The 13,603-nt window shown below is 73.7% G+C and carries 12 protein-coding genes and 1 pseudogene; 9 read left to right on the top strand and 4 right to left on the bottom strand.

What is annotated here, in order from left to right:
- Window positions 1–16 precede the first annotated feature (16 nt).
- Both AB0N76_RS21155 and AB0N76_RS21150 read left to right on the top strand, forming a co-directional pair.
- Window positions 17–499, top strand: a complete 483-nt coding sequence (locus AB0N76_RS21155; protein WP_363559035.1) for a DoxX family protein — start codon at window positions 17–19, stop codon at window positions 497–499.
- Between the two features lie 189 nt (window positions 500–688).
- On the top strand, window positions 689–1,399 hold the full coding sequence (locus tag AB0N76_RS21150) for a hypothetical protein (protein WP_363559034.1): 711 nt from the start codon (window positions 689–691) through the stop codon (window positions 1,397–1,399).
- A 109-nt stretch (window positions 1,400–1,508) separates the two neighbouring features.
- On the opposite strand, the gene AB0N76_RS21145 is transcribed toward AB0N76_RS21150, so the two are convergent.
- Window positions 1,509–2,063, bottom strand: coding sequence for a DNA starvation/stationary phase protection protein (locus tag AB0N76_RS21145; RefSeq protein ID WP_363559033.1), 555 nt, complete (start codon window positions 2,061–2,063; stop codon window positions 1,509–1,511).
- Between the two features lie 255 nt (window positions 2,064–2,318).
- On the opposite strand from AB0N76_RS21145, the gene AB0N76_RS21140 reads away from it, so the two are divergent.
- Window positions 2,319–3,155 (top strand): alpha/beta hydrolase, encoded by an 837-nt coding sequence (locus AB0N76_RS21140; protein ID WP_363559032.1) that lies wholly within the window; start codon window positions 2,319–2,321, stop codon window positions 3,153–3,155.
- A 133-nt stretch (window positions 3,156–3,288) separates the two neighbouring features.
- Here AB0N76_RS21140 and AB0N76_RS21135 read toward each other — a convergent pair whose 3' ends face one another.
- A complete protein-coding gene (locus AB0N76_RS21135; RefSeq protein WP_363559031.1) occupies window positions 3,289–4,161 on the bottom strand; it encodes a helix-turn-helix domain-containing protein in 873 nt (290 codons plus the stop codon).
- Between the two features lie 554 nt (window positions 4,162–4,715).
- Between AB0N76_RS21135 and AB0N76_RS21130 the strand changes: the two genes are divergently transcribed.
- Window positions 4,716–5,207: an SsgA family sporulation/cell division regulator gene (locus AB0N76_RS21130; RefSeq protein WP_363559030.1), complete on the top strand. Its 492-nt coding sequence runs from the start codon at window positions 4,716–4,718 to the stop codon at window positions 5,205–5,207.
- Between the two features lie 132 nt (window positions 5,208–5,339).
- A complete protein-coding gene (locus tag AB0N76_RS21125) occupies window positions 5,340–8,141 on the top strand; it encodes an AAA family ATPase (RefSeq protein WP_363559029.1) in 2,802 nt (933 codons plus the stop codon).
- Window positions 8,142–8,220: 79 nt separating this feature from the next.
- Here the strand turns inward: AB0N76_RS21125 and AB0N76_RS21120 are convergent, their stop codons facing one another.
- Window positions 8,221–9,099, bottom strand: a complete 879-nt coding sequence (locus AB0N76_RS21120) for a ribosome-inactivating family protein (protein WP_363559028.1) — start codon at window positions 9,097–9,099, stop codon at window positions 8,221–8,223.
- Window positions 9,100–9,321: 222 nt separating this feature from the next.
- Between AB0N76_RS21120 and AB0N76_RS21115 the strand changes: the two genes are divergently transcribed.
- From AB0N76_RS21115 to AB0N76_RS21100, 4 genes are read left to right on the top strand one after another with little or no spacing between them, the layout of a single operon-like run.
- Entirely contained in the window at window positions 9,322–10,605 is a 1,284-nt protein-coding gene (locus AB0N76_RS21115) for a sugar ABC transporter substrate-binding protein (protein WP_363559027.1), read from the top strand.
- Complete coding sequence (locus AB0N76_RS21110; RefSeq protein WP_363559026.1) at window positions 10,577–11,533, top strand: sugar ABC transporter permease; 957 nt, start codon at window positions 10,577–10,579, stop codon at window positions 11,531–11,533. Before AB0N76_RS21115 ends, AB0N76_RS21110 begins: the two co-directional genes overlap by 29 nt.
- Before the next feature lie 44 nt (window positions 11,534–11,577).
- Entirely contained in the window at window positions 11,578–12,405 is an 828-nt protein-coding gene (locus AB0N76_RS21105) for a carbohydrate ABC transporter permease (RefSeq protein WP_363559025.1), read from the top strand.
- Window positions 12,406–12,463: 58 nt separating this feature from the next.
- Window positions 12,464–13,501, top strand: a complete 1,038-nt coding sequence (locus AB0N76_RS21100; protein WP_363559024.1) for a helix-turn-helix domain-containing protein — start codon at window positions 12,464–12,466, stop codon at window positions 13,499–13,501.
- Here AB0N76_RS21100 and AB0N76_RS21095 read toward each other — a convergent pair.
- A pseudogene (locus AB0N76_RS21095) lies at window positions 13,476–13,603 on the bottom strand (pirin family protein); the annotation flags it as partial. The gene AB0N76_RS21100 and the pseudogene AB0N76_RS21095 sit on opposite strands and share 26 nt — an antisense overlap.

Below are 13,603 nucleotides of genomic sequence, written 5' to 3'. Positions count from 1 at the left end.
ACCGACGGAGTCCGAGATGAACACCGGCCTACTCCTGCTGCGCCTGGTCACCGGTCTGCTGATCGCGGGCCACGGCGTCCAGAAGATCAGCTTCCGCCTCGGCGGCGGTGGCCTGGAGGGCGGCAGCGCCGAGTTCCGGGGCGACGGCTTCCGCGGCGGAAAGCTCACCGCGCTGGCCGCCGGCGGCACCCAGATCGGCGCCGGGCTGATGCTGGCCGCCGGCCTGCTCACCCCGCTGGCCGGCGCGGGCCTGATGGGCGTGATGACGGTCGCCCTGACGGTCAAGTGGCCGCACGGGCTGTGGGTGCAGCACGACGGGTACGAGTTCCCGTTCGTCCTGATCGTCATCGGCGCGGCGCTGACCGCCACCGGCCCCGGACAGTGGTCGGTCGACGGGGCCCTCGGCCTGGCGCACTGGCCGCTGTGGTGGCTGCCCGCAGCGGTGGTCGCCGGCGTGGGCGGCGGCCTGGCCACCCGGCTCGCCCTGCACCGCGCCTGAGCCACCCCGAGCCGGCCGCCACCCCGAGCCGGCCACCAGCCGGCCACCACCGAACGGGCCCGGGCCCCTGGACAGTTCGCCTGTCCAGGGGCCCGGGCCCGTCGGCATGAGGGAGCGGACGGCCGGCGGCCGTTCCGAGAAGCACGAAGCACCCAGAACACGAAGTACCGAGAGCAAGGAGCCAGAACGATGACGACGGGAACCGAGACGGTCGTCCGGACGGATCAGCGGGCCGGAACCGAGCCGGACCCGCCCGGCATGACCCGGATCACCCTGCGGCCGATCGCCTCGCCGATGCCGCTGGGCTTCTTCGCGGTGGCCATCTCCTCCGCCGTGACCAGCAGCCTGCAGCTCGGCCTGATCGACGGCGCCCACCGGCAGGCCGTGGCGCTCACCGTCTTCTCCGCCTTCGTGCTCCAACTGCTGGTCAGCGTCCTCGCGTTCGGCGCCCGGGACGTCATCGCGGCGACGCTGATGGGCGGATTCGCCGGCGCCTGGCTGGCCAACGGCCTGGTCACGGCGACGGGCGCACCCGGCGGGGCGCAGGTGCTGGGCGTGCTGAACCTGGTGTTCACGGTCTTCGCCGCGCTGATGGCCTCGGTGGCCAGGCCGAAGAAGGTGCTGTGGCTGCTCCTGCTGATCGCCGTACCGCGCTACTTCACCGCCGGCCTCCACGGCGTCTCCGGCGCGGCCTGGCTGGGCCACCTCACCGGGGCGCTCGGCATGCTCCTCGCCGCGGTCGCGATGTACGCCGCCTACGCCCTGATGCTGGAGGAGCTCCGGGGCAGGGAGGCGCTGTGGATCGGGCGCAGCGGCCCGGTGCGGGACGCCATGCACGAGGGACTGGCCGGCCAGCTGGACCGGCTCGAACACCAGGCGGGGGTCCGCCGCACGCTCTAGCAGCCCGCCCGACACCGCGGAGGGAACACGGAAGTGCCGGGCCCGTCGACGGACGGACCCGGCACACCCTAAAGGGCCGGACCCGTCCGCGGACGGGTCCGGCCCGTGCTCACGCCCCGGTGCCGGGGGTGACGACCAGGTGCTCGGCGAGGAACCAGACCTGGGCCTCACCGGTGCGGATGATCTGGGAGACCAGGAGGTCCTGGGTGCCGTCGTCGCCGTACCCCGCCGTACGGGTGGCGGCGTCGCGGGCGTCGGCGAGGATGATCTCGTGCGCGTCGAGCAGGCGCGAGAGCATCGAGCGCACGTCCTCCGCGCCGTCCGGCGGGCGCGGCACCCCGGTGATCAGCGCGGCGTGCCGGGGGTCGCCCACCGCGACGCCGCCGAGCATCTGCACCCGTTCGGCGAGCGCGTCGACCAGCTCCAGCTGCTCCTGGGCGTGCTTGTCGAAGAGCAGGTGCAGCTGGTAGGCGGTCGGCCCGCGCATGCCCCAGTGGCACTTCTTGTACAGCGAGTAGAGGAACTGGGTGTCCGCGAGGACGCGGTTGAGCCGCTGGCAGGAGTACTGCCGGGCGTCGTGCGAGAGCGCGATCGGCAGGAGGGCGACGGTGCCGAACTCCTGGATCTCGGCGGTGTGCTGGTGGAGGTGTGGCTGGCTGGTCATGGCGCTCCCGGGAATGGCTGGACTGTTCGGTGGAACAGGTTAGGAACGCGCGGGCCGGGGTCCTGTTCCGACGGCGCACCAGCTGCGGTCCTTCCGCGCACCCGCGCCGCCGGCCGGGCCCGGGTCGGGCACCGGACGCACCCGAGCGCTCTCGGACGACACGGGGTGCTCTCGGAGGCAACAAGCCGGCGGCGGCCGAACCTAGCGTGTGCCCCATCGCAGCCACCCAAGCTGCCCTAGAGACAGGAAGAACCCATGCCGTTCATCACCGTCGGCCAGGAGAACTCCACCTCCATCGACCTCTACTACGAGGACCACGGCACCGGGCAGCCGGTCGTCCTGATCCACGGGTTCCCGCTGAGCGGGCGCTCCTGGGAGCGGCAGAGCGCCGCGCTCCTCGACGCCGGCTACCGGGTCATCACCTACGACCGGCGCGGCTTCGGCCAGTCCTCGCAGCCGACCACCGGCTACGACTACGACACCTTCGCCGCGGACCTCGACACCGTGCTGAGGACCCTCGACCTGACCGACGCCGTGCTGGTCGGCTTCTCGATGGGCACCGGCGAGGTCGCCCGGTACGTGTCGACCTACGGCACCGCCCGGATCGCCAAGGTCGCCTTCCTGGCGTCCCTGGAGCCGTTCCTGCTCAAGACCGACGACAACCCGGAGGGCGCCGCCCCGCAGGAGTTCTTCGACGGCGTCGTCGCCGCGGTGAAGGCCGACCGGTTCGCCTACTACACCGCCTTCTACCAGGACTTCTACAACCTGGACGAGAACCTCGGCAGCCGGATCAGCGAGGAGGCCGTCCGCGACAGCTGGAACGTCGCGGCGGGCGGCGGCGCCTTCGCCGCCTCGGCCGCGCCGACCACCTGGTACACGGACTTCCGCGCCGACATCCCGCGCGTCGACGTCCCCGCCCTGATCCTGCACGGCACCGCCGACCGCATCCTGCCGGCCGAGAACACCGCGCGCCCGTTCCACCGGGCCCTGCCGTCCGCCGAGTACGTCGAGATCGAGGGCGCCCCGCACGGTCTGCTCTGGACCCACGCCGAGGAGGTCAACACCGCGCTGCTGGCCTTCCTGGCGAAGTGACCCCGGGCGGCCGTGACACCGGCCGCCGAGTCACGCCCGGCCCGCAGGCCCCCGCCCCCGGCGCCGCACCGCCCGTCCTCACCAGGACCGGCGGTGCGGCGCCGTCCGTGCGAACGGCACCGGGTGGAGCGGGTCACGAGGCCGAAGCAGGACCCTCGGTCCGGGTGGCGTACGCCTGCCACTCGCGGGGCGAGACCCCGAAGGCGTCGCGGAACGCCCGGCTGAAGTGGGAGTGGCTGACGAAGCCCCAGCGGTGCGCGACGGCGGACACACTGGTCTGCCGCCGGGACGGGCGCTCCAGCTCCCGGCGGCAGGCCTCCAGCCGGCGCCGCCGCACCCACTGGCCCACGGTCATCCCGTCCTGCTGGAAGAGCTTGTGCAGGTAGCGCACCGAGATGTGCTGCGCGCGGGCGATCGACTCGGGCGAGAGGTCCGGGTCGGCGAGGTTCTGCTCGATGTGGGCGCGGATCCGGCACAGCAACTCGGCGGCGCCGGTGGGCTGTTCCGGGCTCTCCCGGTCGAGCAGCTCGGTCACCAGGATGGCGACGAGGTCGGAGACGCTGCGCGCGAGGTGGTTGCCCGGTCGGGCCCGGTGGGTCCGCTCCTGGGCGGCGAGGGTGCGCAGGAACTGCGAGGCGAGCGAACCGACGCCCTCGTTCCCGCGCGCCACCAGCCCGCCGGCGCGCCGGACGTCGCTCTGCCGGACGCCCAGGTAGAAGCAGGGGACGCGGAAGCGGAGCATCCGGCACTCGGCGTCCTGCAACAGGCCCGCCGGGTGCGGGGTGGTGCCGATCAGCAGGTCCCCCGGGACCAGCACGGTGGTGGCGCCGCCGCGGCGGACGGAGGCCGCGCCGTGGACGTGCAGGGCGATGTGGAGGCAGTCCTCCGGATCGGCTCCGGGCGGCGGGGAGAGGATGTCGAGACAGCCGTTGCCGCCGCCGCGGGCGGCCTGGTCGAGCAGGTGGACCTCGGCTTCGGGCGCGAGGGCTTCAAGGGCTTCGGGCATGGGTGAGGGACCCGACAGGTTCACGGGAGACTCCGACCGGTTGGAAACGGGGCTGTGCGGACGCCGGCGAGGGTGGCCCGCCGCACGGCGGGCGGCGGCGCCACCGGCGACGGGGCGTTCAGGAGGGGTTGTCCTTCCGCCGTCATTCATACAAGGACCGGAGCAACTGGACAAACATTCAACAATCCGCGGCGCCGACGACTCCGCCCACCCCGGACGGCCCTCCCCCTAACCGCGCCCACCCCTCGGAGGGGGCCCCAGCGACACCTTCCCGGAAGTCCAACACACCTGCGGGACAAGGGAGTTCGACGTCGGGAGCCGGGATGCAGACGATCGGCGGAGCCACCTGACGCACCGCTCTCCGGACACGGGAACCGCCGGGGCGAGCCCGCCTCCCGGCCGACCGAGCGACCGGGAAGGTGCACGGACCATCACGTCACCGTGCACGAGCGGAACATCCCCGCCGAGCCCCCTCCCTAGCCTGACGGCGGATCCACACCCACCCCGCACACACCCGCCCCAACACCGACACCGCCACCGACCCAGGAGTACCCGTGCCCGCCCACCAGTCGCTGCCCAGCCCCTCCCAGCCCGGCCCCGCCCAGCCCCGTCCGGAGGGCACCGGCACCGAAGTCCTCCTCGACGCCCGCCTCGTGCTGGGCGAGCACGAGTCCCTCGACATCCCCGTCCGGCTGGGCTACCGCAGCGACGACCCGTTCGCCGTCGCGCTCCGGTTCCTCGGGCCCGCCGCCGACGCGGGCGTCTGGCGCTTCTCCCGCGACCTCCTCTGGGAGGGACTGCAACGACCGGCCGGCCAGGGTGACGTCCGGATCTGGCCCCCCTGCACCTGCCACGGCCGCACCGCCCTGCGCGTCATGCTCCGCAACGGCGAGGATGCCGTCCTGATCGACCTCCCGCCCCGTCAGGTGCGCCGCTGGCTCCGCCGGGAGACCTTCGCGCTCGTCCCGCCGGGTACCGAGGCCGACGCGATCGACTGGGACGCCGGACTGCCCGGCTACCCCGGCCACCCCGGCCGCCCCGGCTGACGGGACCGCCGCGGGCACCTGCGGTGCGGCGGCCGACCACCCACCACGTACCCTCTGGTAGCCGGGATCAGCGGCCCGGCCGGAACCCGACTCCGGCCGGCGTGGGCGTGGGCGGGGGCGGGAAGAGCTCGAATGGCAGGGTCAGGCACTCCACTGTCCCATCGCGGTCTGCGCGGCCGGGAGGCCGAACTCGCACGGCTGCAGACCCTGATCACCTCGGTGGCCGGCACCGGGAGCGCCGGGCTGGCCCTGCTCCAGGGGGAACCGGGCATCGGCAAGACCACCCTGCTCGCCGAGGCCGCCGCCCGGGCCGCCGCGGCGGGGTTCTCGGTGGGGCTCGGCAAGGCCGACGAGCTGCACCACATCGTGCCGCTCTCGTCGTTGGCGGCCAGCGTCCTGCACGGCGACCGGCCGCTGCTGTCCGGCGACGACCTCACCACCCTGGCCCGCAACCACGACCAGCGGATCTGGCTGGTGGAACGCCTGGCGGAGGCGATCGAGGCCCGGGCCACCGAGGCTCCGGTGCTGATCGGCCTGGACGACGTGCAGTGGGCCGACGCGCTGAGCCGGTTCGCCCTGCGGCAACTGCCGACCCGGCTGCGGACCTCGCCCGTCCTGTGGCTGCTGGCCGGGCGCCGGGATCCCACCGGCCCGGCCGAGGAGATCGTGGCGGCCGCCGCCGGCGACCTCGCGACGGTCACGGTGTCGCTCGGCCCGCTGTCCGGCACGGCCATCGGCGAACTGGCCGACGACACGCTCGGGCCGGCGGTCGACACCTGGGTGCGGGACCTGCTCGACGGCGCCGGCGGGAACCCGTTCCTCGCCGTCGAAATCCTGGCCGGACTGCGGGACGCCGACGCCGCGCGAGCCACCGACACCCCGCGAGCCACGGACACCCCGCGGACCGCCGCCGCCGCGCCGGACGTCATGCCCTCCCGGCTGGTGGTCGGCGTACGCGGCAGGCTCCGCTCCCTGCGACCCGACACCCTGGGCCTGCTCCGGATGGGCGCGGTGCTGGGCCGCCGGTTCCGCTTCGAGGACGCCGCCGCGCTCCGCGACCGCCCGGCCGCCGACCTGCTCCCGGCGCTGGAGGAAGCCGTGTACGCCGGGATCCTGGACGACGACGGCGACCAGCTGGAGTTCCGGCACGACCTGCTGCGCCAGGCGGTCTACGCCGACATCCCGCCGTCGGCCCGCAAGGCCCTGCACCGCGAGGCGGCCCGCCGCCTGGTCGCCGCGGGCCGACAGCCCGCCGACGCGGTGCCGCACATCCTCCGGGGCGCCGTCCCCGGGGACGAGGAGGCCGTGGCGCTGCTGCGCCGGGCGGCCGACGACGTGCTGGCGGTCACCCCGGGCGCGGCCGCCGACCTGATCCTGCGGAGCCTCGAACTGGCGCCGTCGGCGGGCGGGTTGAGGTTCGACGTCGGCGAGCAGGCGATCCGCTGCCTGACCCGGGCCGGCCGCGACCGCGAGGCGCTGGAGATCGGCGACCGGCTGTTGGCCGCCCGGCCGCCGCTGGAGACCTTCGGCCGGCTGCAGTGCGCCCTGGGCGGGGCGCTGTGGGCCATGGACCTCGCCGAGGAACTGCGCCGCCGGGCCGAGGCCGCGCTCGCCACCGGCGGCTCCGCCCCCGAGATCTGCGCGCGGCTGGCCGCCCTGCGCGCCCTCGCCCTGTCACGGGGCCAGGACCTGGCCGCGGCGTGGGAGGCCGGTGAGACCGCGCTGCGGACCGCCGCCGCGATCGGCGACCGGGAGGCCCACGTCATGGCCCTGTCCGGGCTGGGCGAGATCGCCCTGAACGCGGGGCGGAACACGGTCGCGCTGGAGCGCTTCGCCGCGCTCAGCGCCATCGACTCCGGCTTCCTCCCCGAGGAAGTCGTCGCGCACCTGCACGTGGACGACTTCGCCGCCGGTGAGCGCCTGCTCCTGCGGGCGGCGGACCTCGGCGGTGCGGTGCGGCAGGCCGCGCTGCTCTGGGCCCAGGGCCAGCACGACCTCGGGCTCGGCCGGCTCGACGACGCCGAGGCCGACTTCGTGACCATGGAACGCCTGGAGGAGGAGGTGCGGGTGCCCGTCCAGAACGTGAACGGCCGGGTGATCCGCTCCCGGATCGCTCTGCTGCGCGGCGACCGGGAGGCGGCCCGGGAGCACCTGCTCGCCGCCCGGGCAGGGCTGGCCGTCAAGCCGAACCCGGGCAACACGGCCGCGGTGCGCTTCCTGGAGGCCGTCCACGCCGAGGCCGACGGGGACGCCGCGCTCGCCGTCGACCGGATCCGCGAGGTGCAGCGGCAGGCGCCCTTCATGCGGTGGCGGCTGCTGCGCGACTGGGTCGACGCCGCGGTCCGGATGGCCCTGCGCGGCGGGGAGCGGCGGCTCGCCGAGGACCTCGCCGGGCAGGCCGAGGCCCACGCCGGACGCAACCCGTCCGTGCCGACCGCCGCCGGCATCGCGGCGCAGACCCGCGGTCTCGTCCGGGACGACCCCGCCGTCCTCGAACACGCCGTGGAGCTGCTCGCGGCGAGCCCCCGCCCGCTGGCCCGGGCCGCCGCCCGGGCCGATCTCGGCCGGGCCCTGCTGGCCGCGGGGCGGCGGAGTCAGGCGGTGGCCGCGCTGACGCACGCGCGGGACGCGTTCGCCTGGTCCGGCGCCCACGCCGCGGCGGCGGACGTCCAGCGCGCCCTGGCGGACGCCGGGGCCGGCGGCCGCCGGGCGGCGGGCGGGCAGCGCCCCGTCCAGGGCTGGGGCGCGCTCACCGGCTCGGAGGAGAAGGTCGCCCGCCTCATCGCCCAGGGCCACACCAACCGGTCCGCCGCCGATCTGCTGGTGGTCTCGCCGCACACCGTCAACACCCATCTGACGGCGGTCTTCCGCAAGCTGTCGATAGGCTCCCGGGTCCAGCTCGCCAACCTGGTCGCCGCCCTCCCCGAGGCCTGAGCACGGGTGCCGACGGGCGGCCCACCGGCGCGCGCCGGTGGGCCGCCCGTCGGGGCGCCGTCCTCAGTTCTGGCTGTTCTCAGTTCTGGCTGTGCATGATGCCGCCGTTGGCCTCGATGAAGCCGATGTAGTAGAGCACGGCGGCGATGGTGGTCACCTGGTGGCTCATGACCCAGACGGCCTGGCCGTTCGGGTTGGCCCGCGCGTTGCGGATGAACCGGCTGATGGCCCCCCACTGGTTCTCCACGGTGGCGGCCTGGATGAAGTCGCCCGCCCGGTCGGGGTTTTCGTAGTTCAGCGTACGGTTCCGGTTGGGGTTCTGGATGTTGCCGCGGATGACGTCGAAGACCACACCGAAGCGCGCCGCCTCGGAGAAGATCTGGGTCGCCATCAGCACCGCGCGCCCCGTCGCGTCGTTGTACGCCGTCGCGCGGCCGAGGGTGCGCATGGCGTTGTAGATGTTCCCGGGGTTCGGCGCGAGAGTCCCCCGGTCGTTGCCGCCCGGGATGTCCGCGTAGTTGCCGCTGGCGATCCGGCGGTTCGCGGGCACCCTCACGCCCAGCGCGTTCTCGAACTCGTTGATCCGGTCCACGAACGCCCAGTGGGTGTTGTTCTGCGGGGAGTAGAAGCCCGCGACGTAGAGGTCGTTCGCCCAGAGGTAGACGGAGGCGAGGTGGGTGTTGTTGGTGTCCAGGACGCGCACCTGGACCAGCCGGCCGTGCTCGGTGGTGGTCTCGGTGACGCCGTTGACGCCGGTCGGATCACCGTAGGTGTGCCGGTGGATCGCGTCGATCAGGTTCCAGTAGTTCTGGTGGTGGGTGTTCCCGCCGGCGGTGATGTTCGAGATGTTCCAGTCGATCACCTGGTAGTTGGTCGCGGACGCGGTGCCGCTGAGGGTCGTCACCAGGCCCATGGCGACGGCCAGGGTCAGCAGGGCGGAGCAGAGTCGTTTCAGCACGGTCTTCCCGGTCTTTCGAAGTGATGGTCGGTCAGGTCGGACTCGGTACGAGGCTAGGAACGCCGTACCGCCGGAGTTCGCCGACCGCGCATCACCGTGCGCCCGGGAGCGCACAGACCGCCGTGGTACGCCGTGATTGCCGAGGGGGTGTTTAATGTGCGTTCGAACGACAAGGGCCCGTTTGTTCGGACCAGCCCTCAGACACCCGGCAAAGGCACCAGCATGATCTCACCGGCCAGATCGTCGGCTCGGCGGATCGCCGCCCTCCTGACCGGGCTCCTCCTCCTGGTGCCGGCCGCCACCGGGTGCGGCCGCGGCACCGGTTCCGGCACGGACGGCTCCGGCGCGAGCGGTTCCGGATCCGCCGGGGGCGAGGCCACCGCCCTCACCGCGCTCGACTACTACACCGACGAGACCGAGCACGCCCAGTGGGGCGAGCTGCTCGACGCCTGCGGCCGGACGGTCGGCGTACGGGTCGAGCACACCAGCGTCCCCGGCCCGTCCCTCGTCCCCAAGGTCCTGCAGCAGGCGGCCGCACGGACCCTCCCCGACCTGCTGATGCTCGACAACCCCGACCTCCAGCAGATCGCCGCGACCGGCGCGCTGACCCCGCTGGACGGCTACGGCATCGACGCCGAGGGCTTCGCCCCGGGCATCGTGTCGGCCGGCACCCACCAGGGCAGGCTGTACGGGCTCGCCCCCAACGTCAGCACCGTCGCCCTGATCTACAACAAGGACATGCTCGCCGAGGCGGGCGTCGCCGTCCCGCGCACCTGGGACGAACTGAAGGCGGCCGCGGCCGCGTTGACCCGTCCCGGCCGCTACGGAATGGCGGTCGACGCGAACGCCACCTTCGAGGGCACCTGGCAGTTCCTGCCCTTCCTGTGGTCCAACGGCGGTGACGAGCGCCGGCTGGACACCCCGCAGGCCGCGGAGGCGCTCCGGCTCTGGGTCGACCTGGTGAAGAGCGGATCCATGTCGAAGTCGGTGCTGAACTGGACGCAGGCCGACGTCCACGACCAGTTCACCGCCCGCCGGACGGCCATGATGATCAACGGCCCCTGGCGCATCCCGGCCCTGGAGCAGGACACCGACCTGCACTGGGGCGTGGCCCCCGTCCCCGTCCCCCGGCTGGGGCAGACCCCGGTCACCCCGCTCGGCGGCGAGGTGTGGACCGTCCCGCAGAACCCCTCCAAGGCCCGGCAGCAGAAGGCCGCCCGGGTCCTCGCCTGCCTGAACTCCCCCGCGAACATGCTCACCCTGGCCCGGCAGCACCACACCGTGCCCTCCCGCACGGCGGTGGCCGCCCGGCACACCGAGGAGAACCCGTCGCTGGCCGCCTTCGCCCAGAGCGCGGCGGCGGCCCGCGCCCGGACCGGCGAACTCGGCGTCGAGTGGCCCAAGGCGGCGACGGCGATCCACACCGCGATCCAGTCCGCGCTGACGGGCGAGCGGACACCGGAGGAAGCCCTCGGCGATGCCCAGCAGACCGCGACCGGCCGCTGACCCGTCGCCGGTCCGGCCGTCACCGGTCCGGCGCGGGGAGCGCGGGGCACGGTGGGAGCGCCGGGCGCGGTGGCTCTTCCTCGCGCCCGCCGCCGCCTACCTGCTGCTGTTCTTCGGCTACCCGATCGTCGCCAACGTCGTGATGAGCTTCCAGCGGTACACGGTGACGACCTTCTACACCGGTGACGCCCCGTTCGTGGGCCTGCGGAACTACGCGGCGGTCCTCTCGTCCGGCCGCTTCCCCCGGACCCTGCTGACCACGGCCGTGTTCACGGCCGGCTCCGTCCTGGGGCAGTTCGTCCTCGGCCTGGCCCTCGCCCTGTTCTTCCGGCGGCGCTTCCCGCTCGGCGGCGTGCTGCGATCGCTCCTGCTGCTGCCGTGGCTGCTGCCGCTGGTCGCCTCCGGGACCGTCTGGAAGTGGATGCTCGACCCCGACACCGGAGTCGTCAACGCGGTGCTGCGCGGCCTCCACCTCTCGTCGTCCGGCGTCCCCTGGCTCACCGGCACCTCCGAGGCGCTGTGGTCGGTGGTCCTGGTCAACATCTGGGTCGGCGTCCCGTTCAACACCGCCGTCCTGTACGGCGGTCTGCAGGACATCCCGCCGCAGCTGTACGAGGCCGCGAGGCTGGACGGCGCCGGCCCGCTCGCCGCGTTCCGCCACATCACCTGGCCGCTGCTGCGGCCGGTGGTGAGCGTGGTGCTCGTGCTGGGCGTGGTCTACACCGTCAAGGTGCTGGACGTGATCCTGGTGGTCACGGGCGGCGGACCGGCCGGCGCCACCGAGACCCTCGCCACCCAGTCCTACGAGCTGTCCTTCCGACAGTTCGACTTCGGACGCGGCGCCGCGACGGGCAACCTGCTCGTCGTCCTGTCGCTGGCGCTCGCCGCCCTCCACCTGCGCGCCGACCGACGCGCCCGGGCCATCTGACGATCCGACTGCCTGACAGTCCGACCTCCCTGAGAGGCGATCCCGTGAAGCGCCCACCCGGCCGTGGCGGCCCGCTGTCCACCCTGGTCGGCGTCGTCCTGCTCGCACTGATGCTGTTCCCCGTCTACTGGATGGTCAACGCCTCCCTCCAGCCGGCCGGCAACACCCTGAGCGGCGAGTGGTTCCCGATCCACCCGGACCTCGGCGGGTACGCCGCCGCGCTGCGCGACCAGGGGCGCAACCTCGTCACCAGCCTCCTGGTGGCCCTCGGCAGCGCGCTGCTCAGCCTGGCCCTGGCCGCTCCGGCGGCACACGCGCTGGCCCACTTCCGCCTGCGCGGCACCAGGCTCGTGCTCCTCGGCGTCCTGACCACCCAGGCGGTCCCGGGCATCGTGGCGGCCAACGCGCTCTACGGTGCCTACAACGACCTGGGGCTGCTGGACTCCCGCCTCGGGTTGATCCTCGCCGACTCCACGGCCGGCGTCCCCTTCGCGATCGTCATCCTGCACGCGTTCATGCGGGGCATCCCCGAGGAGATCATCGAGGCCGCGCGGGTGGACGGCGCGGGCCGGCTGCGCGTCTTCCGCTCCGTCGTGCTCCCGTTGAGCCGCCCCGGGCTGATCACGGCCGGCGTCTTCGCCTTCCTCTTCGCCTGGAGCGACTTCCTCTTCGCCCTCACCCTGACCACCACGGACACCGTCCGGCCGATCACCCTGGGCGTCTACCAGTACCTCGGCGCCCACACCAACCGGTGGAACGCCGTGATGGCCACCTCCGTCCTGGCCTCCGTGCCCGCCGCCGTCCTGCTCGTCCTCGCCCAACGCCACGTCACCCGCGCCACCGCCGGGCCCGGCTCACACCGGATCTCATAGGTCCGATCTCATAGGTTCACGCGATGCCGCGCCCACGGAATGCGGACATGGTGGTCCGGTGTCCACATCCCCCTCCACCGGCTGCCTGTCCACCACGCACCTGCCCGCCGCCGATCGCGCGGAGAGCTGGCACGAGGCGGTGTCCCACGCCTTCGTGCCGATGGCCGTGGACTTCCTGGAGGAGGTGCCGTCGGCCGGGTCGATCGGCGGCCACCAGCTCGGCCCGCTGCGGATAACGAGGGTCCAGGCCGGGCCGCAGATGGTGACGCGCAACCGGCGCATGATCGCCGACGGCGGCCCCCCGTCGCTGATCCTCACCCTCCAGGAGCGCGGCACCGCACTCAAGGAGCAGGACGACCGGCGGTCGGTCATCCGGCCGGGCGAGTTCTCCATCACCGACACCTCCCGGGTCTTCCGGAAGCGGATCGAGGAGGGCTTCGCCTTCACCTCCTTCCACTTCCCGCGCGCGGCGCTGGACGTCCCGGAGCGGGACCTGCGGGAGCTGACCGCGACCACGTTCAGCGGCGCCGAGGGCAGCGCCGCCCTGGTGGCGACCTACCTCTCCCGGATGGCGCGCGAGGCCGAGGTCCTGGACGAGGCCGTCGGCCGCCGGGCCGCGGCCACCGCGCTCGACCTGCTGGCCCTCCTCGTCGACGACCGCTCCGCCCGCGGCCGGGCGCAAACACCGTCGAACGCGGCCTCCCTGGAGCGCGTCAAGGCCCACATCCTGCGCAACCTCCGCGACCCCGACCTCTCCCCCTCCACCATCGCGGAGGCCAACTTCATCTCGGTCCGCTTCCTCCACAAGCTCTTCCACCTGGAGAACACCACGGTCGGCGGCTGGATCCGCGCCCAACGCCTGGAGCGCTGCAGCCGCGACCTCCTCCGACCGGTCGCCGCGGAACTCGGCGTCGCGGGCGTCGCCCGCCGCTGGGGCTTCGCCAACTCCAGCCACTTCAGCCGCGCCTTCCGCGCCGCCTACGGCATGCCCCCCAGCACCTGGCAGACCACCCACCGCCCCCGCGCCGTCCCCACACACCACCGGCCCCCATCGACGGACGACACCCCTCTCAGCGCACGCGTCCCCGGGGCTTGAGCGGAAGGTCGGGCAGCTCCGGCGCCCGCAGCCGGTCCCCGTCGTAGCCGTGGACGTCGCCGAAGCGGGTGCCGGTCTCCCAGTCCTCGCGGGCCCGGCGGA

The organism is Kitasatospora sp. NPDC093806 (genome assembly GCF_040683335.1).
Lineage (GTDB): Bacteria > Actinomycetota > Actinomycetes > Streptomycetales > Streptomycetaceae > Kitasatospora.
This window is presented reverse-complemented; position numbering and strand designations above follow the sequence as displayed.

Coding starts and splice junctions, on each gene's coding strand:
- AB0N76_RS21155 (WP_363559035.1), top strand. CDS start 17: ATGAACACCGGCCTACTCCTGCTGCGCCTGGTCACCGGTCTGCTGATC.
- AB0N76_RS21150 (WP_363559034.1), top strand. CDS start 689: ATGACGACGGGAACCGAGACGGTCGTCCGGACGGATCAGCGGGCCGGA.
- AB0N76_RS21145 (WP_363559033.1), bottom strand. CDS start 2,063: ATGACCAGCCAGCCACACCTCCACCAGCACACCGCCGAGATCCAGGAG.
- AB0N76_RS21140 (WP_363559032.1), top strand. CDS start 2,319: ATGCCGTTCATCACCGTCGGCCAGGAGAACTCCACCTCCATCGACCTC.
- AB0N76_RS21135 (WP_363559031.1), bottom strand. CDS start 4,161: ATGCCCGAAGCCCTTGAAGCCCTCGCGCCCGAAGCCGAGGTCCACCTG.
- AB0N76_RS21125 (WP_363559029.1), top strand. CDS start 5,340: ATGGCAGGGTCAGGCACTCCACTGTCCCATCGCGGTCTGCGCGGCCGG.
- AB0N76_RS21115 (WP_363559027.1), top strand. CDS start 9,322: ATGATCTCACCGGCCAGATCGTCGGCTCGGCGGATCGCCGCCCTCCTG.
- AB0N76_RS21110 (WP_363559026.1), top strand. CDS start 10,577: ATGCCCAGCAGACCGCGACCGGCCGCTGACCCGTCGCCGGTCCGGCCG.